This is a genomic window from Luteimonas sp. S4-F44 (assembly GCF_022637415.1).
Taxonomy (GTDB): domain Bacteria; phylum Pseudomonadota; class Gammaproteobacteria; order Xanthomonadales; family Xanthomonadaceae; genus Luteimonas.
In genome coordinates this window covers 3,057,501-3,075,001 of sequence record NZ_CP093340.1, presented here as the reverse complement: position 1 = coordinate 3,075,001, position 17,501 = coordinate 3,057,501, and the positions used below count along the sequence as shown (strand labels likewise).

General features: G+C 69.6%; 12 protein-coding genes and 1 rRNA gene (1 of these 13 only partly in view). 7 read left to right on the top strand and 6 right to left on the bottom strand.

The window, feature by feature from the left end:
* Positions 1–11: 11 nt before the first annotated feature.
* The 6 genes from MNO14_RS13940 to MNO14_RS13915 are packed head-to-tail and all read right to left on the bottom strand — an operon-like array spanning position 12 to position 7,227.
* Positions 12–1,238 (bottom strand): FtsX-like permease family protein, encoded by a 1,227-nt coding sequence (locus MNO14_RS13940; protein ID WP_241944295.1) that lies wholly within the window; start codon positions 1,236–1,238, stop codon positions 12–14.
* Between the two features lie 47 nt (positions 1,239–1,285).
* Positions 1,286–2,590 (bottom strand): ABC transporter permease, encoded by a 1,305-nt coding sequence (locus MNO14_RS13935; protein WP_241944294.1) that lies wholly within the window; start codon positions 2,588–2,590, stop codon positions 1,286–1,288.
* A gap of 14 nt (positions 2,591–2,604) precedes the next feature.
* On the bottom strand, positions 2,605–3,822 hold the full coding sequence (locus MNO14_RS13930) for an FtsX-like permease family protein (RefSeq protein ID WP_241944293.1): 1,218 nt from the start codon (positions 3,820–3,822) through the stop codon (positions 2,605–2,607).
* Between the two features lie 11 nt (positions 3,823–3,833).
* Positions 3,834–5,156, bottom strand: a complete 1,323-nt coding sequence (locus MNO14_RS13925) for an ABC transporter permease (protein WP_241944292.1) — start codon at positions 5,154–5,156, stop codon at positions 3,834–3,836.
* Positions 5,157–5,176: 20 nt separating this feature from the next.
* Positions 5,177–5,869 carry an ABC transporter ATP-binding protein gene (locus MNO14_RS13920; protein WP_183427966.1) on the bottom strand — a complete coding sequence of 231 codons (693 nt, stop codon included), beginning with the start codon at positions 5,867–5,869 and terminating at the stop codon, positions 5,177–5,179.
* A gap of 56 nt (positions 5,870–5,925) precedes the next feature.
* Positions 5,926–7,227 (bottom strand): efflux RND transporter periplasmic adaptor subunit, encoded by a 1,302-nt coding sequence (locus tag MNO14_RS13915; protein WP_241944291.1) that lies wholly within the window; start codon positions 7,225–7,227, stop codon positions 5,926–5,928.
* A gap of 231 nt (positions 7,228–7,458) precedes the next feature.
* On the opposite strand from MNO14_RS13915, the gene MNO14_RS13910 reads away from it, so the two are divergent.
* From MNO14_RS13910 to MNO14_RS13880, 7 genes are all read left to right on the top strand, one after another.
* Positions 7,459–8,205, top strand: a complete 747-nt coding sequence (locus MNO14_RS13910) for an energy transducer TonB (protein WP_241944290.1) — start codon at positions 7,459–7,461, stop codon at positions 8,203–8,205.
* A gap of 78 nt (positions 8,206–8,283) precedes the next feature.
* Positions 8,284–10,116 carry a glutamine--fructose-6-phosphate transaminase (isomerizing) gene (gene glmS / locus MNO14_RS13905; RefSeq protein WP_241944289.1) on the top strand — a complete coding sequence of 611 codons (1,833 nt, stop codon included), beginning with the start codon at positions 8,284–8,286 and terminating at the stop codon, positions 10,114–10,116.
* Positions 10,117–10,234: 118 nt separating this feature from the next.
* A complete protein-coding gene (locus MNO14_RS13900; protein WP_241944288.1) occupies positions 10,235–11,686 on the top strand; it encodes a Wadjet anti-phage system protein JetA family protein in 1,452 nt (483 codons plus the stop codon).
* On the top strand, positions 11,683–12,327 hold the full coding sequence (locus MNO14_RS13895) for a DUF4194 domain-containing protein (protein ID WP_241944287.1): 645 nt from the start codon (positions 11,683–11,685) through the stop codon (positions 12,325–12,327). Before MNO14_RS13900 ends, MNO14_RS13895 begins: the two co-directional genes overlap by 4 nt.
* Complete coding sequence (locus MNO14_RS13890) at positions 12,314–15,742, top strand: SbcC/MukB-like Walker B domain-containing protein (RefSeq protein ID WP_241944286.1); 3,429 nt, start codon at positions 12,314–12,316, stop codon at positions 15,740–15,742. The genes MNO14_RS13895 and MNO14_RS13890 overlap by 14 nt, the downstream gene beginning before the upstream one ends.
* Positions 15,739–16,965 carry a Wadjet anti-phage system protein JetD domain-containing protein gene (locus MNO14_RS13885; protein WP_241944285.1) on the top strand — a complete coding sequence of 409 codons (1,227 nt, stop codon included), beginning with the start codon at positions 15,739–15,741 and terminating at the stop codon, positions 16,963–16,965. Before MNO14_RS13890 ends, MNO14_RS13885 begins: the two co-directional genes overlap by 4 nt.
* Before the next feature lie 498 nt (positions 16,966–17,463).
* Positions 17,464–17,501: ribosomal RNA gene (locus tag MNO14_RS13880) — 16S ribosomal RNA — on the top strand (it continues 1,507 nt past the right edge of the window).

The following is a 17,501-nucleotide window of genomic DNA, read 5'->3' as shown; positions in this document are numbered from 1 at the left end:
GTTGGGATCCTTCAGGCGGCGCGGGTGGCGATGGCGGGGGAAATGGCAGCGGCGCGGAGTGCCGGCCACAGCACGGCGGCCTGCCCGAGCGCCCACAGCAGCACCGTGCAGACCGGCAGATAGGCCAGTGGCAACCGCGGCAGTTCGTAGCGGCCCATCATCAGCTGGTTGAGCGCATAGGCCAGGGCCATGCCCAACACGATGCCGGTGCTGGTGAGCAGGAAGTTCTCGATCTGGAAGTGGCGCAGGATCTGCGCGCGGGTGGCCCCCAGCGCGCGGCGCACGCCGATCTGGCGCGTGCGCTGCTGCACCCAGAAGCTCGCCAGACCGACGATGCCGAATGCGGTCACCACCAGCAGCACGATCGAGACGGTCGACAACAGGCCGATCATCTCGCGGTCATTGCGGAAATAGTCCGCGCGGATGGCCTCGTAGGCACTGTGGGCAAGGATCAGCCGGTCGGGATCGACCGCTTCGAGGGCAGCGACCGCGGCCGCGAGTACCGCGTCGCGGCGTGCCGGATCGCTCACCCGGATCAGATACGTGCCGCCGTTGTTGTAGTGCAGGCGGATCGGCAAGAGAAACGAGAACGTGCCCTCCCCGTCGCTTGGCGAGGGCCGGGCCAGGGATTCGGCGATGCCGACGATCGTCAGCGGAATCGGTCCGAAGTACACCGTGCGTCCGACCGCCTGCTCACCGGGAAACAGCCGCTCCGCCATTGAGGCGGTGACGATGGTCGCACCGCGCATGCCTTCGCTGCCGTCGAGCGCTTCGACCTCGGCGACATCCATGTACTCGTCAGGCAGGAAGTCGCGGCCTGCGACCAGGCGGATGCCCAGCGTCGCGATGGTGGTTTCATCGGCGTGGTAGCGCGCCGCGTGCAGGGTCGGCTGCGCCTGGTCGGCGGTCAGCGATACCCCCGAGTTGCTGGACGAGAACCGGTAGAACGGCAACTGGTTGGTGACCGTGGCCCCGACAACGCCGGGCACGGCGCGCAACGCCGCCAGATCCTCGCGCGTCCGGGCGCCGGCATCGGTCTGCGGCCCGATGCCGCTGAGCCGGATCTGCAGCAGTTCGCGTTCGGCGATGCCGCTGGGGCGGCGCACCGCATCGATGCGCTCGCCGATCAGGAACAAGGCGTTGCAGACGATCGCGCAGGTCAGCGCGATCTCCAGCACGATCAGCAAGGCTGCGGTCCGGTGGCGGCGCAGTGACGAGACGATGGGGTGGACGTGCATGGCGGCGACCTGTGGATGCGCGATTGGAGGAGCGGGGCGAGCGCGTGTCACTGCGACTTGAGCTGGAGCGCCGGTGCGATCTGCATCGATCGCCAGGCCGGCAGCAGGCCGGCGGCGATGCTGGTCACGAGCGCGAGCACGAACGTGAGCAGCAGCATGGCGCCGTCGAGATGGGCGAGCGCGGCGTAGTCGGTGGGGCGCTGACGGACCGCCCACAGGCCCGCTTGCGCGAGCCCCAGCCCGAGCAGGCCGCCGGCGATCCCGACCGTGCCGCTCTCGACGATCGCCTGCACGAACACATCGCGGCGCGCGGCGCCGAGCGCGCGACGCACGCCGATCTCACCGCCGCGGCGCAGGAACTTGGCCAGCAGAAGACCCACGGTGTTGACCAGGCAGACCAGCAGGAAACCCAGCGCCAGCCATAGCTGTAGACGCACGTCGCCGGGCACGACCTTGCGATGGTCGAGCCAGTCCATCACGCTGCGCAGCCGCACGTTGGCCGGCCGTTCGAAGCGCCCCGCCGCCTTCTGCTGCGCGGAATAGTTGGCGAGGTAGGCCTTGAAGGCGTCGGCCTGCGCCGGGTCCTCGAGCTCCACCCAGTACTGGATCCAGGTGCAGGGCGCGTTGAGCGCCCGACTGTCGTTGGTCGGCGCGCCGCCGAAGCAGTTGCTGCTGCCCGATGTGCCCATCTTCAGGTCGATGGCGGTCGAGAACGGCAGGAACAGGTGCTCCTGACCGTCGAAGCGGCCGGTGTTGAGGTCGTAGAACTTCGGTCGCGGCAGCCAGTCGTCGATCACACCGACGATCCGCAGCGCGGTGCCGTCGACGCGGACCTGCCGACCGACGCTGTCGGCGCCACCGAACAGTTTGTCATTGAGGGTGCGTCCGATCACCGCGACGCGGCCGCGTCCGGCATCGTCCTGCGCGGTCCAGCCCTGGCCGTGGAGGAACGGCACATCGAACATCGCGAAGAAGTCGGCCGAGGTGTAGCGCATGGACTCGAGAAACGGACGAACGGCGCCGTCTTCGGCCTCGATGATCCCGCCGCCCCCGGTCATCATCACCTGCCGCGTCGCGTGCCTGTCGCGCAACAAGGCCTCCGCATCGAAGCGGGTCAGCTGGCTGTCGGGTTCGGCGCCCGGCACATAGGTGGCCAGCGGCTCGGGATCGAGCTGGACGTGGAACAGCCGGTCGCTCTTGCCCGGAATCGGGTCGCCCGACAGCACGTGGAACACCGTCAACGTGGTCATGCACGCACCGATGCCCAGTGCGAGCGTGAGCACCATCAGCGCGGTCAGCACGCGGTTGCGGCGGAAGCTGCGCAGGGCGAGGGTCAGGTAGTAACCGAGCATGGCGGGTCCGTACGTCAGGCGCTGCGAGTGGCGATGGCGGGGGAGATGGCGGCGGCGCGCAGTGCCGGGCCCAGAACGGCCGCCTGGCCGAGCAGCCACAGCAGCGCCGCACCCAGCGGCAGGTACGACAGCGGCAGGCGCGGCAGCTCGAAATGGCGCATCAGCAACAGGTTGCCGCCATAGGCCAGCGCCATGCCCAGCGCGATGCCCAGACCGGCGAGCAGGAAGTTCTCGAGCTGGAAGTAGCGCAGGATGTCGCCGCGGGTCGCACCGAGCGCGCGACGAATGCCGATCTGCCGGGTGCGCTGCTGGACCCAGAAACTGGCGAGGCCGACGATGCCCAAGGCCGTCACCAGCAGCATCGCGGCAATCACGCCAAGCAGCAGCCAGGCCATCGCACGGTCGCGCTCGAAGTAGCGTGCGCGCAGGTCCGACAGCGGCCGGCTCTGGTCCATATCGATGACGGCCTCGGGCACGGCCGCGGCCACCGCATCGCGTGCGGCGATCGCAAGGCGCGGCAAGTCGAGCGGATCGGCGCGCAACGCGTAGACGCCCGACTGCGCCTCATCGCGCACCGGCACGACCACCGACCATTGCGCACCGGCGACGCCGTTTTCGCTGCGTCCGGGATTGGGGCGGGCGAAGTGCGGCACCAGCCCGGCGACGCGGAAGTGGTATTCGCCCATCCAGAACTCGCGACCGACCGCAGGCTCGCCCGGCCACAGATGCGCGGCGAAGGCTTCGGTGATCCAGACCTGGGCGTCGAGCGGCAGGAAGTTGTCGATCGGCTGGAAGTCCGCTGCTTCGAAGCCTTGCCCTTGCGATGGCTGCAGGCCGAGCGTCTCGATCGCATCGCGGCTGAAGGCGTAGAAATGCGGCACGCCGCCGAAGTGCCGGCCCTCGGCATCCAGCGTCACCCCGGCGTCGCCGGCGCGGATGCCGAACGGCGTGGCGTTGAGCACGCCGGCCGCCTGTACGCCGGGCAGGCCGCGGATCGCCGCCAGCGCCCGGGCGTTGACATCGGCGTCGACGCAGCCATCGCAGCCGCGCAGTGCCACCACCGCCAGCGATGGCGCGTCGATGCCGCTGTCGATGCGCATCAGTGCCAGGCGCTCGGCGATCAGGAAGCAGGCATTGCACAGTACCGCGCAGGCGAGCGCGATCTCGAGCACGATCAGGCTCGTGGCGATGCGGTGCCGGCCCAGGGCGGCGACGATCGGTCGGATGTCCATCCCCGGAGTCCTCACAGCGACTTGAGTTGCAGGGCCGGTGCGATCCGGCTGGCGCGCAGGGCGGGAAACAGGCCAGCGAGCAGGCTCGCGACGAGCGCCAGCGCGAAAGTCGCCGCGAACATCGACAGGTCCAGCCGTGCCAGGTCGGCGTACTCGACCGGCTGCCGGCGGATCGTCCACAGCCCGAGCAGTGTCAGGCCCCAGCCCAGGACGCCACCGGCCAGCCCGACCATGCCGGCTTCGACCAGGCACTGCACGAAGATCTCCCGGCGCGAGGCGCCTAGCGCCCGGCGTACGCCGATCTCGCCGCCGCGGCGCAGGAACTTGGCCAGCAGCAGTCCGACCGTGTTGAACAGGCAGATCGCCAGGAACGCCAGCGCCAGCCAGGTCTGCAGCCGGACGTCGCGTGGGACGACGTGGTTGTAGTCCAGCCAGTCCATCAGCCCGAGCACACGCGCGTTGTCAGCGTGCTGGATCCGGCCCTGTGCTTGTTGCTGCCGTGCGTACGCAGCGACGAAATCGCGATAACCCGCGACCTTTGCCGGCGTGTCGAGCTGCACCCACAACTGCAGCCACACGCAGTCGCTGCCCTGCAGATGGCCCGGGACCTCGGGCAGCTGCCAGCACGTGAACTGCTGGAAGTGGCCATCGTTGATCTCAAGGCCCGTGGGGAAGGGCACGAACACGTCCTGCGGCGCGGCGTAGAAGCTGGCGGTGTCGCCCTGCGCGAAGTTGCCGCCGGCCAAGCGATAGAACAGCGGCGAGGGCCGCCAAGGCGCGAGCACGCCGACGATACGCACGTCGGTGTCGCGGATGCGCAGCGTCCGGCCGACGCTGTCGCGCCCGCCGAATAACGTGCGGTTGAGGTCGGCGGAGATCACCGCCACGCGGGCGTGGCCGGTATCGTCGGCGGCGCTCCAACCGGCGCCATAAGCGAACGGGACGTCGAACATCGGGAAGAAGTCGGCATGCGTGGACAGCATCTGGGTCATCAGCTTCGGCCGCCCGGTGTCGGGTGCCTGGAGCCGGATCTCGCTCTCGACCACCAACGCCTGCCGGTCCGCGCGGCCGGCGCGCCACAGGTCCATCGCGGTGGTGTGGTCGAGCATGTCCGGGGGATTGGGCCGCATGCGTTCGCCGGGCCTCGGGTCGACCTGCGGATAGAAGAGCGTGCTGCTACGGCCGGGCAGCGGATCGCCCGACAGCAGGTGCATCACGGTCATCGTGGTCATCGCCGCGCCGATGCCGACCGCAATCGACAGCACCATCAAGGCCGTCAGGACCTGGTTGCGGCGGAAGCTGCGCAGGGCGAGGCGGGCGTAGTAGGCGAACATCGGGGCGCGCGTTCCTCAGCTCAGGCCGCGGCGGTCGCGGATTCGCGGCGCAGATCGGTCGCCAGACCGTCGACGATGTGCACGTTGCGCTGCGCGCGCGCGGCGAGCTCGGGATCGTGGGTGACCATGACGATCGTCGTGCCCTGCGCGTGGATCTCCTCAAGCAGTTCCAACACGCTGCGCGCCATCTGCGAGTCGAGGTTGCCGGTGGGTTCGTCGGCCAGCAGCAGGCGCGGACTGCCGGCCAGCGCACGGGCGATCGCCACGCGCTGCTGCTGGCCGCCCGACAGCTCGGCCGGGTAATGCTTCATGCGCGAGGCCAGACCGACCAGGCCCAATGCTTCCTCGATCCGCAGCCGGCGCTCGGAGGCCGGCATGCCGCGATAGCGCAACGGCACGTCGACGTTGTCGAACAGATTGAGATCGGGAATCAGGTTGAAGCCCTGGAAGATGAAGCCGATCTTCTCGTTGCGCAGGCGCGAGCGCTGGTTGTCGCCCAGCCCCTGCACATCGACGCCATCGAGCTTGTAGGTGCCGCTGGTGAAGGTTTCCAGCAGGCCGGCGATGTTGAGGAAGGTCGTCTTGCCCGAGCCCGACGGCCCGGTGACAGCGACGAACTCGCCTTCGCGGACGTGCAGGTCGAGCGCGCGCAGCGCATGGGTTTCGACGAGTTCGGTGCGGTAGACCTTGCCGACCTGGTTCATCTGCAACATGGGGTGTTCCTTATCTTGGAAATGGAAGAAGCAGGCCCGCGGGCCCGGGGGAAAACTCAGCGGCTGATGCGCACCCGTTCGGCGTCGCCGAACAGGTCGCTGCCCGAGACGACGATGCGCTCGCCGGCCTGCAGGCCCGATACGATTTCGACTGCGCCCAGACTGCTGGCGCCGGCCTGGATCGGACGGCGCACCGCGCTGCTGCCATCGACGACGTAGGCGTAGCGGCCGCCGGACTGCTCGACGAACGGGCCGCGCTCGACCATCAGCACATCGCGCCGGGTGTCGAGCAGGATCCGCGCCGACAGCCGCTGGTTCTGGCGCAGGCCGGCCGGCTGGCGCTCGGAGAAGCGCACGCGCGCGGCGACCTCGCCGGCAACGACCTCGGGCGAGACCGCCGAGACCTCGGCCGGGAACACCTCGTTGGCGCTGCGGATCTCGGCCGGCATGCCGATCGCCAGGTCGCGCGCGAAGCTTTCGGGCACCTTGATCTCCACCTCGAACACCGACAGATCGACCACACCCAGCACCGGCGCGTTGACGGCCACGTTGGTGAACTGCGCCACCTGCACCTGGCCGACCTGACCATCGAAGGGCGCACGCAGGGTCAGCGCCTGGACCTGGCGGCGCGCCTCGGCGACGACGGCCCCCTGGCGGTCGGCCAGCAACTGCTTGTTGCGCGCGTCCAGCCCAGCGCCCTGGCCCTGCAAGTGCGCGTCCTCGCGGGCCGAGGCCAGGCCGATGTCGGTCTTTTTCAGCGCATCCTCCGACTTGGCCAGGTCGACCTGGGCGACGACACCGGCCTCGAAGGCGCGCTGGTAACGCTGCAGGTCACGCTCGGCCGCGGTGCGCTCGATCTGCGCCTGGTCGAGCAGCTTGCGCGCCTCGGCGCGGGCGATCCGTGCATCGAGCGTCGCGCGTTCGGCCTCGGCCTGCAGGCTGGCGAAGGTGGACTCCTCCTGGACCAGCTTGCTGCGCAGCTCCGGACTGTCGATCTCGGCCAGCACTTGGCCCTTCTCGACGCGGTCGCCCGCGACTACCTTCAGGGTCACCGTGCCCGGTGCGATCGCGTACAGCGTGGGACTGTTGGCCGAGATCACGCGTCCCTCGGCGGCGATGTCGCGCACCAGGTCGCCGCGGGTGACCTCGGCGATGCGCAGCCGGGCGGCGTCGATCGACGTGGCGCCCGACGCCCAGCCGGCGACCAGCCAGACAAGCGCTGCGATCGCCGCGATCGCGGCCGCGGCGATCGCCAGCCAGCGACGCCGGCGGCCGGGGCGCGCGACATGGACCGTGTCCTGTGCGGAGGTGTCGCGGATACCGCGGCGGACAGGAGAGGGGGAGGCGGGTGCGGACATGGACAGGGCACGATCGGGATCTGCCTGGAATCAAGCAGGTATCGTGCCAGCCATAACAAACTGATTTTATTGTGAATTTTCGGCGTCCGCAGGTGTCCGCCGCCCTGTCCGGACGTCCGCTGCGCGGACAACGACGCGCCCCATCTCCCAAGGATGTGGGAAAATGCGAATCATTCGCATAAATGAGGTGCCTGCGTCATGCCGACGTGCCTAGGGCCGGTCGCAGCCGGGATGACCCGATCCCGGTCGTGGCGCCGCGCCGACCACGGGGCATGCATCCAGCGCGCATGCGCCCTGCTGGGCGCCATTGCGGTGCACGGCATGGTCGTGCTGCTGGTGTTCGGTCTGGGCGAGGACCTGCGTCCGCCGCCGCCGGCCGATTCGGTGATCGAAGTGAGTGTCCTCCCCGCCGCTGCACCGCCGGTCCCGGTCGAGCCGAGGCGCGCGCCCGCCCCGGTGGTTGAGGCGCGCCTGACCCGCGCACCTGCCGAACCGCGATCGCCGCCGCCGCTGCCGCAGACGCGCGCGGCGCCGCTCGAGCCGCTGCCCTCGCTGGCGGACAGCGAGCGCCCGCTGCCCGCCGCCGTCCCGGCCTCCACAGATGCGTCTGCCGACCCGCCGACGTCGCACGACCAGCAGGCCGCTGCCCCGCCGAGTCCGCCGGCCCCCGCCGCCGAGGCCCAGGCCGGTCGCCGCGACGACCGCTGGGAAGCGCGGGTGATGGCGCGATTGGCGCGGTACCGGCATTACCCGACCGCGGCGCGGATGCGCGGCGAGGAGGGGGTGGCGATCGTGCGCCTGCGCATGGACCGGGCCGGTCGCGTGCTCTCGGCCGCGCTCGCACGCTCGTCGGGATCGACCCGGCTCGACGCCGCGGCGATCGAGACGTTTCATCGCGCCGCGCCGCTGCCGGCGATTCCCGCCGACCTGCCGGCCCCGATCGAGATCGCGGTGCCGGTCGAGTTCTTCATGCACTGAACGGTCGCGTGTGGAGGCCTCTGCGCCGAGCCCCGACCGGCCGTTAGAATGGTGCATTGACTTGCAGGAGCGGGCGGCATGTGCGGAATCGTCGGTGCGATCGCGGATCGCGATGTGGTCCCGGTCCTGGTCGAGGGCCTCAAGCGGCTGGAGTACCGCGGCTACGATTCGGCCGGCATCGCCGTGCTCGATGGCGACACGGTGCGGCGCGTGCGCCGGACCGGACGCGTCGCCGAGATGGCCGCTGCGGCGCAGGCCGAGGCGTTACACGCCTCTCTGGGCATCGGGCACACGCGTTGGGCGACCCACGGCGGCGTCACCGAGCACAACGCGCATCCGCACATCAGCCACGACACGCTGGCGCTGGTGCACAACGGCATCATCGAGAACCACGAGGCGCAGCGCGAGCGCCTGACGGCGCTGGGCTATGTCTTCGAGTCGCAGACCGACACCGAGGTCATCGCCCATTTGATCCACCACCACCAGACCCAGGGCCTGGATCTGCTGGCCGCGCTGCAGGCTGCGGTCAACGAGCTCGACGGCGCCTATGCACTGGCGGTGATCGACCGGCGCGACCCCGGCCGTCTGGTCGCGGCCCGCATGGGCTGTCCCTTGCTGGTCGGCTTGGGCGAGGGCGAACAGTTCGTTGCCTCCGACGTCTCGGCGATCCTTCAGGCCACGCGCCGGGTGATCTTCCTCGAAGAGGGCGACACCGCCGAACTCACCCGTGACGCGGTGCGGATCTTCGACCAGGCAGGGGCCGAGGTGACGCGCCCCGAGCACCTGTCCGATGTCTCGCTGGCGTCGCTGGAGCTCGGGCCGTACCGGCACTTCATGCAGAAGGAGATCCACGAGCAGCCGCGCGCGCTGGGCGACACGCTCGAGGCGATCATCGATGCCGCCGCGTTTGCGCCGGCGCTGTTCGGCGATGCCGACGGCCAGGTGCTGGGCGAGATCGAGGGCGTGCAGATTCTCGCCTGCGGCACCAGCTTCTATGCCGGCTCGGTCGCGCGTTACTGGATCGAGTCGATCGCCGGGCTGCCGTGCTCGGTCGAAATCGCCAGCGAGTACCGCTACCGCGAGGCGGTGGCCAATCCCAAGCACCTGATCGTGACCATTTCCCAGTCGGGCGAGACGCTCGACACGATGGAGGCGCTCAAATACGCCAAGTCGCTCGGTCACCGGCATACGCTGTCGATCTGCAATGTGCCCGAAAGCGCGATCCCGCGCGCCAGCAGCCTGGTGTTCTACACCCGCGCCGGCGCCGAGATCGGCGTCGCCTCGACCAAGGCGTTCACGACCCAGCTCGTCGGTCTGTTCGCGCTGGCGGTCACGCTCGGCAAGCTGGCCGGCCGCGTCGACGCTGCGCAGGAGGCCGACTACATCGAGGCCCTGCGCCATCTGCCGGGCAGCGTGCAGCACGCGCTTAACCTCGAGCCGCAGATCGCCTCGTGGGCCGAGCGCTTTGCGCCCAAGCAGCATGCGTTGTTCCTGGGTCGCGGCGTGCATTACCCGATCGCGCTCGAAGGCGCGCTCAAGCTCAAGGAGATCTCCTACATCCACGCCGAGGCCTACCCGGCGGGCGAGCTCAAGCACGGCCCGCTGGCCCTGGTCGATGCCGACATGCCGGTTGTGGTGATCGCGCCCAAGGACGGCTTGCTGGAGAAGGTGAAGTCCAACATGCAGGAGGTGCGCGCGCGCGGTGGCGAGCTGTTCGTCTTCACCGATGCCGACAGCAACTTCGGTCCGTCCGAGGGTGTGCACGTGATCCGCACCCCGCGCCATGTGGGTGTGCTGAGCCCGATCGTGCACACGATCCCGGTGCAACTGCTGGCCTACCACACGGCACTGGCGCGCGGCACCGACGTCGACAAGCCGCGCAATCTCGCCAAGTCGGTCACCGTCGAGTAGGCCCTGCGGGCGCTGCCGCCCGGCTGTTGCCGGTGCGGTGGCATGCCCACGCCGGCCGCGCGATCTGTGAAAATGTCGCGGTGAAGACGACGTACTGCCCGCACGGACGCGACGCTCGATGAGCGATTCGACTCTGCCCTCGCTGTTCTCGGTCGTGCCGGCCGGCGTGTTCGGCCCGCTGGCCTCGGCCAACCGCGAGCACTACTGGCTGTTACTCCACCGCTTGTTCGACGAGTTCTTCGGCCCGGATGCGCCGATGCCGCCCAGTCACGGCTTGCCGCGTCGCGAGATCACCGCCGCGATCGAGCGCTATCTGGTGGCCGACGATCCCTGGGAGGACGAGGACGGGCAGGGCCCGGACACGCCACCAGGCATCCGCGCCCATGCCATCTACGAGCGGTTCCGCAACGCTGGCTGGTTGCGCCAGGAGCGCATCGGCGCACGCGAGATGGTCGCCATGCCGCCCGCGGTCTCGCAACTGTTGTCGACGCTGGTCGAGTTCGCCGAACACGGGCCGACCTTCGTCTCGGCCAAGGTGCGCTCGATCGAGCTGCAGATGCAGCAGGTCGTCGACGGGGCCGGCGCTGGCGACGCCCTCGACGAGGCGGCCGATCAGGCCCGGCGGCTGCTGGTCTCGCTGGCGTCGATGAGCCTGCAGGTGCGCGACCTGATGCCCGAGCTCAGCCGCGCCGAGACCACCGCGCAGTTCGCACGGCAATGGTTCGAGCAGTACGTCTCACGCTTTTTCATCGGCGACTACGCCGGCCTGCACCGCGCCGACCACCCGCTGGCGCGTCGCAGCTCGATCCTGGCGATGGTGCAGCAGGTCGAGACCGGCCCGCGGCACGAGGCGCTGCGGGCCTGGTACCGCGAGCAGCTGGCCGGTGGCGACGATGCCCGCGCGGCGCTGCGGCTCGGGCGCAGCCTGCGCCGCCTGCGCGAGCTCGAGCGTATCGACGAGTACCTCGGCCGGCTCGATGACGACATCCGCCAGGCCAACCGTCGCGCGCTGGCCTTTCTCGACTACCGGCTGCGCGCGCCCGACCGGCTCGACATCCTGCTGCGTCGCGCCTGTCGCGGCGTGCTGACCGCGCCGGCCGAGGCACTGCGGTTGCCGGTCGCGCCCGGCGCGCTGATGGACGAGACCCGTCTGCGTCCGCCGCGGACCCGGCCGCAGCCGATCCCGCGCAGTGCCAATGCCGCCCAGGTGCCGACGCCCGAACAACTCGCGCGGCTGAGCCTGTTGCGGCGCATGAAGCGAGCACGTCTGGTTACCGCCGAGGACATGGCCCGCTATGTCGGCCGCCATCTGGGCGAGGCCGATCGCGTCGAGTCTGCCCAGATGCGCGTGGCCTCGATCGAGGACCTGCGCGCCTACCAGACCCTGCTCACGCTTGCGCTGCGCAGTCAGCGGATTGGTGGCCTGCGCCGCGATGACCCGCTCAGCCGATTGCTGCGTGGCTTCCGCGTCGAACTCCTCGATTCCGCCGAGCCGCTGGACAATGGCGTACTGCGCGCACCGCGCTTCGTCGTCCGCCGGCTCGCGCCCGCTTCCCGGACCCCCGCATGAAACGCAGCTGGAACACCTTGAGCCAACAGTCCAACGGCCTGTACGCCGTGCAGGATTTCGAGCGCGCCGCTTACCGTCTGGTCACCGAACAGGTGCTCTACGCCGCCGATCGCACCGCGCGCGTGGCCTACCACCTGGTCGAGGATCATTTCGACGATTTCGTCGGCGCGCTCGCGCCGCTGGGCATCCGGCTGGCGCGCAATCCACACTACCGCTACCTGGTCGCGCTGCCCGCGCATGGCGAGGGCGTCGCGGTCACGCTCGACGAGACCTTGCTGCTGCTGGTGCTGCGCCAGCGCTATGACGAGGCGATGCGCCAGGGACAGATCGAGGAACACGGCGAGGTCGTCGTCGAACTGCCGGAACTGCAGGAGGCCTACCAGGCGCTGGCCGGTCGCCCGATGCCCGATGTCGGCACCTTGCGCACGCTCGCGCGCACTTTGCGCCGCTGGGGCCTGGCGCGGCTGGTGGATTCGGATCGCGACGATCCGCAGCCATTCCATCTGGTGGTGCGACCGGCGATCGTGGAGATCGTCGGCGAGCTGTGGCTGCAGCGCCTCGACCAGCACAATCGCGACGACGATGGCGCTCCGGACGACGACGTGCAGGACGTGTCGGAGGACAACGATGCAGTTGCTTGAACGCGTCCACCTGGTGCAGTTCTTCCTGTTCGAGGCGCAGACGCTCGAACTGGATGCGACCAGCGCGATCATCGCGCCCAACGGCGCCGGCAAGAGTGCGTTGCTCGACGCGCTGCAGATCGTGTTGCTGGGCGGCGACCGCAGCCGCATCCGCTTCAACGCCCAGGCCGGCGGCAGTGCCCGCGCGCGCACCATTCGCGATTACTGCCTGGGCGTGTACCGCAGTGGCGACGACGGCCGCAAGCGCCGCACCGCGACCACCTACATCAGCCTGGTGTTCCGCGACCAGGAGACCGGTCAGGCGCTGACGGCCGGCATCGCGCTGGGCGCCTCCGTCGACGAGCCCGAGCATCGGCTGCACGGTCTGTACCTGCTGCCCGGCGTCGCGCTGGAGCGCGACGACCACCTGGAACGCGTCAAGGGCCGCGAAATGCCGCTGGCCTGGCCGACGTTCCGTGAGCTGGCCGCGCGCCGCTCCCGCGAGGCGGGCGAGAAGGTCGAGCTGCACACCACCAGCGAGCGCTTCGTGCGCGACCTGTTGTTCCGGCTGCGCGCCGCGCCGGGCGTCCAGCCCGACCTCAACGCCTATCGCAAGGCGTTCCAGAACGCGCTGAACCTGCAGCGGGTCGAGGACGTCGACCTGTTCGTGCGCACGCTGGTTGCCGAGGACCGCCCGACCGACATCGCGCGCTTCCGCGCTCTGCTCGAGAGCTTCCGGCAGATCCGCGACAAGATCGAACAGGTCCGCCAGCGCATCGAGTCCGCCGAAGAGGTCGAACGCCAATACGGCAAGATCGCCGCACAGGCGGTGCGCGCCGCCTCCTACCGCGCGCTCGCGGCCGAGTACCGACGCGACCTGCTCGGCGAACAGGTCGAGCAGGCCGAACAGGCGGGCGACGCGGCTCGCCAGGCGCTGGCGGCGGCCCGCGTGCAGTTGCAGGACGCGCGCAGCGAGCGCGAAAGCCTCAAGCACGAACTCGAGCTCGCCCAGCAGCAGCTCCAGGGCAGCCGCGGCTACGGCGAACAGGCCTCGTTCGACGAGCTGGCCGAGCGCGACCGCGAGGAACTGGTCCGCCTCAAGCGCGAACTCGGCACCCAGTTCGCCTATGTGCGCGACCAGTTGCAGGCGGTGCACGGCCTGGGCGTCGCCGAACTCGATGCGGCCCGGATCGACGCCGCCGTCGCGCCCTGGCGCGACTGGGCCGACGCGCTGTCCGAGCTTGCACCCGACGCCGCCATTGCGCTGGCGCCCGATCGCTTCCATGCCCAGGCTCTGGACGCGCTCGCGTCCGCGGCGCCATTGCGCGCTGCCGTCGCCACGCGTGCCCGCGCCGCCCACGAGGCCTGGCAGGCAGCGCGCAGCCGTCGCGACGCGCTCAAGGGCAACCAGCAACGCCTGAGCGTCGGCAAGGCCGGCCTGCGCGACGACGTCATGCGATTGATGAACTACCTGCATGACGCCGGAATCGAGGCGCAGCCGGTCTGCGACCTGGTGCGCGTGCGCGATGCGGCTTGGCAGCCAGCCATCGAAGCCTATCTGCGCAGCCACGTCGAGGCGCTGCTGGTGCCGGCCGGCCAGGAAGAACAGGCCGTGCGCGTGTACCGCGCGCTGCAGGGCGCGCGCGCGGTCTACGGCGTCAAGCTCGCGCTGCCCGGTGCTGCGCGCGGACAGCGCAGCGAGCGTCCCGCGGCCGACAGTGTCGCGGCGTTGATCGAGGGTGACGACGCTGATGCGGTCGCGTATCTGCGTCGGCAGCTAGGCGATCTGCGTTGCGTGGAGACCGAAGCGGAGGTCGTCCGCAGCCGCCAGGGCCTGACCCGTGACGGCCTGGTGGCCAAGGGTGGTGGAATCGAGCGGCGCCGACTGCCCGCCGGCTCGGAACTGCGGATCGGCGCCAACGACGGCCGCGAACGCCTACGTGTGTTGCGAGAGGAACTCGAGGCGGTCGAGCGCGACCTGCGCGAGCGCGAACCCGAGGCGCGGCGCCTCGACACGCTGCAGCAGGCGTTCGCCCGCTTCGCCGATGCCGGCGAGACCGCCGACGCCCTGCATGCGCAACTGCTGCAGCATCGCCAGATCGAATCGCGTTACCGCGCCCGTGTGCGCAGCCAGGCCGACGCGGTCGATCCCGACCTGCTGCGCCTGGGCGAGCAGGTGCGGGCGTTGCGTGAGCGCCACGACGAGAATGAGCGCCGGATCGAGGCCCTGATCGGGACCGAAGCCTTGTCGCGCAACGGTGTCGACCAGGCGCAGCGGGTGCTCGAAGGCCTGCAGGCCCAGGAAGCGCTCGTCGCGCAGGCCGCGGTCGATGCCTTCCGCGACGGTGACGTCGACCCGAACCGGGTCGAGCGCCAGCGCGAAGAGCTGGACGCCAAATGGCCCTCGCTCGAGGAGCGCAGCCGGCGTTGTGACGAACGTGCCCGCGACAGCGACGGCCAGCTCGGCCGGTTGCTGCCCGAAGCCTGGAGCACGCTGGCGCAGTACGCTCGCGACCATGGCCTGAACCTGGATTTCGACGCCAGCGCCTGGCGTCCGGCGCGCAGCCTGCTGCAACGCGAACTCGCCCAACTGCGCGACACCGACCTGGTGCGCTACCAGGGCGAAGCCGAACAGGCCTACGCCACCGCGGTCGAGACTTTCCGCGCCAGCGTTGCGTCGGCGCTGTACGACAACTTCAATCGGCTCAAACAGCAGATCGCCACGCTCAATCGGACCTTGCGCAGCAGTCCCGCGTTCTCCAACAACGAGCGCTATCAGTTCCACTACGAGGTCGTGCCCGAATTCCGCGACCTGGAGCGCTTCATCCGCCGGGCCGCGGATGTCGGCGGCGAGGACGGCCTGTTCGGCAGCGCTGGCGAAGTGCCGGCCGCGTTCCGCGAGCTGATCGAGGATGGCGCCGCCGCGCGCAGCGCGCATTCGCCGCTCGACGACTACCGGCGGTTCTTCCGCTTCGAGGTGCAGATCCGTCAGGACGATCGCGTGATCGGCTCGCTGAGCGAGCGCATGCGTTCGGGCTCGGGCGGCGAGCATCGCGCGCCGCTGTACGTCATCGCCGGCGCCGCGCTCGCCGCGGCCTATGGCAAGAGCGACGTCCACCCCGGTGGCATGGGGCTGATCCTGCTGGATGAGTTTGGCGACAAGATCGACGCCCAGAATGCGCGGGCGACGACCAACTATCTGCGCTCGCTCGGCCTGCAGCTCGTGCTCGCCGCGCCCGATACCGCGCAGGGCACGCTCAGCGGCGTGCTCGACAGCTACATCGAGCTGTTCCGCGATGGCGATCTGCTGCAGGTCGAACGGATCGAGGTCAAGGCGGCTGCCCGTGCGCTGCTGCTCAGCGACCAGTTCGACCTGCATCCTGAGCTGCTGGCCGAGGAGACCGCCCGCATCGCGAGCGAGCGCGGCGCGACGTGAGCGCCGCCCGGCGCCTGCTCGAACGGCTGCTGCGCAAGGGCGAGCGGGCCCGCCTGCGCGGGCAGTCCGCGCCCGCATCGCTGCCGATGACGGGCGCGAGTGCGCCCGAGTACCTGGCACTGTCGACCCTCGCCGAGCAGGAAGACGTCCACGCGCAGATCCGCCTGGCCGAACGCGACGGCGCGATCTTGGTCCAGCGCGACCGGCATCGCGACGATGGGCAACGTCTGCTGCGGCTGACGGTGTGCGATCTCGACGCGTTGGCGCGGCACCTGGGGATCGCATTGCTGGATACGCGCATGGCTGAGGCCAGGGCCCGGCTGGATGGGTGGCTGCCATGCTTTCCGGTCATCGCCGAGGTGCTCGACGCCTGGGCGCAGGGCAAGGGGCCAGGCCACGGCCCCGAATCGGCGGCCGACCTGGCCGACGCGGCGCGGGTCGTCGAGGCGCGCCATGCCGATGCCGGCGCCGAACGCATGCTGCGGCGCGAGAGCATCCGCCTGCTGGGTGACAGCAAGCGGCTGGAGGCGCTGACGCCGTGGCTCGCGCTCCTGGTCGGCGGTGAGGTGAATGCGGGCGCGCTCGAGCGCGAGCATGTCTGGTCCGCACTCGGCCTGAGGCGCGAACCACATCCGATGCTGATCGCCGGGACCGGCACGCTTGTCGTCGGCGGCACCGGGTTGCCGCTGGTCCAGCCCTACCTCGGCATCCCGGTCGAACGGCTCGACGCGGTCGTGACCGGGGCGCGATTCCTGCTGACGATCGAGAACCTCGCCAGCTTTCACGATGCCGCAGCCTGCGAAGCGGCTGCCGACGGCCTGCTGGTCTACACCGGTGGGATGCCATCGCCTGCCTGGCGCCGTGCCTGTGCGCGCATGCTGCAGGCACTGCCGGACGACGCGGCTGTCTACCACTGGGGTGACATCGATGAGGGCGGCTTCCGGATCGCCGCCACGCTGGCCGCCACCATGAAAGAGTCGGGCCGCGTGCTGCGGCCCTGGCTGATGTCGCCAGAGGACCTGTCGTCGGCCGAGATCGAGGCCGCGCGTCGCCCGTCGGCGGCGCAGCATGGAGCCATGCTGCGCTGGGTGCAGGGGGCGGGGTGGACGGACGTCGCCCAGGCGCTGGCCGCCCATCCGCTTCTGCTCGAGCAGGAGGCGTTGCGTGCCAGGCTGCCTCCGCGTGGTGGCGCTGTCTGCCACGGGCTCGCAACACCGGCATGACAGGGGTGTTGACCCAATGTGAATTCGGCTTACAATGCGCGCCCCGCAACGCTGTGACGACGCTGAGGTCGGCAGAAAAGCGGGGACCGGTCGGACTTCTGGGATTTCACAGGGAGTTGACAGATCGGGAAGCTGCGCTAAGATGTGCGGCTCCTTCGGCGGAAACGAACTTCGGTTCGGGGCACGAAGGGAAGGCAGGAAGATTCACCGAAAGGTGTTGACGAATGCCAAAACCGCGCTAAGATGGGCGGCTCGCTTCGGAGGAAACTTCGAAGCATCGGGAAGCAGGCGCTGAGGCCACTTCCGAAGATCTTTGACAGTGTGCGCAGGATACTTGTGCGGACGTCTGGCAGGTGGCGTTGTCCATCAGCAGACGTTTCGAAAGAGCAACAAGTCAATTCATATAGCATGCAAATGCGAGTGAGTAGTTTTGAAGCTCAGGTAGGACATCTGCACTCAAAGCATTGATGGAGTCCTTCGGGACGAAGTCGAAAAATTTAAGTGAAGAGTTTGATCCTGGCTCAGAGTGAACGCTG

What these genes read in the sequence shown, in the direction of transcription:
- MNO14_RS13910 (WP_241944290.1), top strand. Translation starts at nt 7,459, where the DNA reads ATGACCCGATCCCGGTCGTGGCGCCGCGCCGACCACGGGGCATGCATC.
- MNO14_RS13900 (WP_241944288.1), top strand. Translation starts at nt 10,235, where the DNA reads ATGAGCGATTCGACTCTGCCCTCGCTGTTCTCGGTCGTGCCGGCCGGC.
- MNO14_RS13895 (WP_241944287.1), top strand. Translation starts at nt 11,683, where the DNA reads ATGAAACGCAGCTGGAACACCTTGAGCCAACAGTCCAACGGCCTGTAC.
- MNO14_RS13935 (WP_241944294.1), bottom strand. Translation starts at nt 2,590, where the DNA reads ATGCTCGGTTACTACCTGACCCTCGCCCTGCGCAGCTTCCGCCGCAAC.
- MNO14_RS13915 (WP_241944291.1), bottom strand. Translation starts at nt 7,227, where the DNA reads ATGTCCGCACCCGCCTCCCCCTCTCCTGTCCGCCGCGGTATCCGCGAC.
- MNO14_RS13930 (WP_241944293.1), bottom strand. Translation starts at nt 3,822, where the DNA reads ATGGACATCCGACCGATCGTCGCCGCCCTGGGCCGGCACCGCATCGCC.
- MNO14_RS13925 (WP_241944292.1), bottom strand. Translation starts at nt 5,156, where the DNA reads ATGTTCGCCTACTACGCCCGCCTCGCCCTGCGCAGCTTCCGCCGCAAC.
- glmS (WP_241944289.1), top strand. Translation starts at nt 8,284, where the DNA reads ATGTGCGGAATCGTCGGTGCGATCGCGGATCGCGATGTGGTCCCGGTC.
- MNO14_RS13920 (WP_183427966.1), bottom strand. Translation starts at nt 5,869, where the DNA reads ATGTTGCAGATGAACCAGGTCGGCAAGGTCTACCGCACCGAACTCGTC.
- MNO14_RS13940 (WP_241944295.1), bottom strand. Translation starts at nt 1,238, where the DNA reads ATGCACGTCCACCCCATCGTCTCGTCACTGCGCCGCCACCGGACCGCA.
- MNO14_RS13890 (WP_241944286.1), top strand. Translation starts at nt 12,314, where the DNA reads ATGCAGTTGCTTGAACGCGTCCACCTGGTGCAGTTCTTCCTGTTCGAG.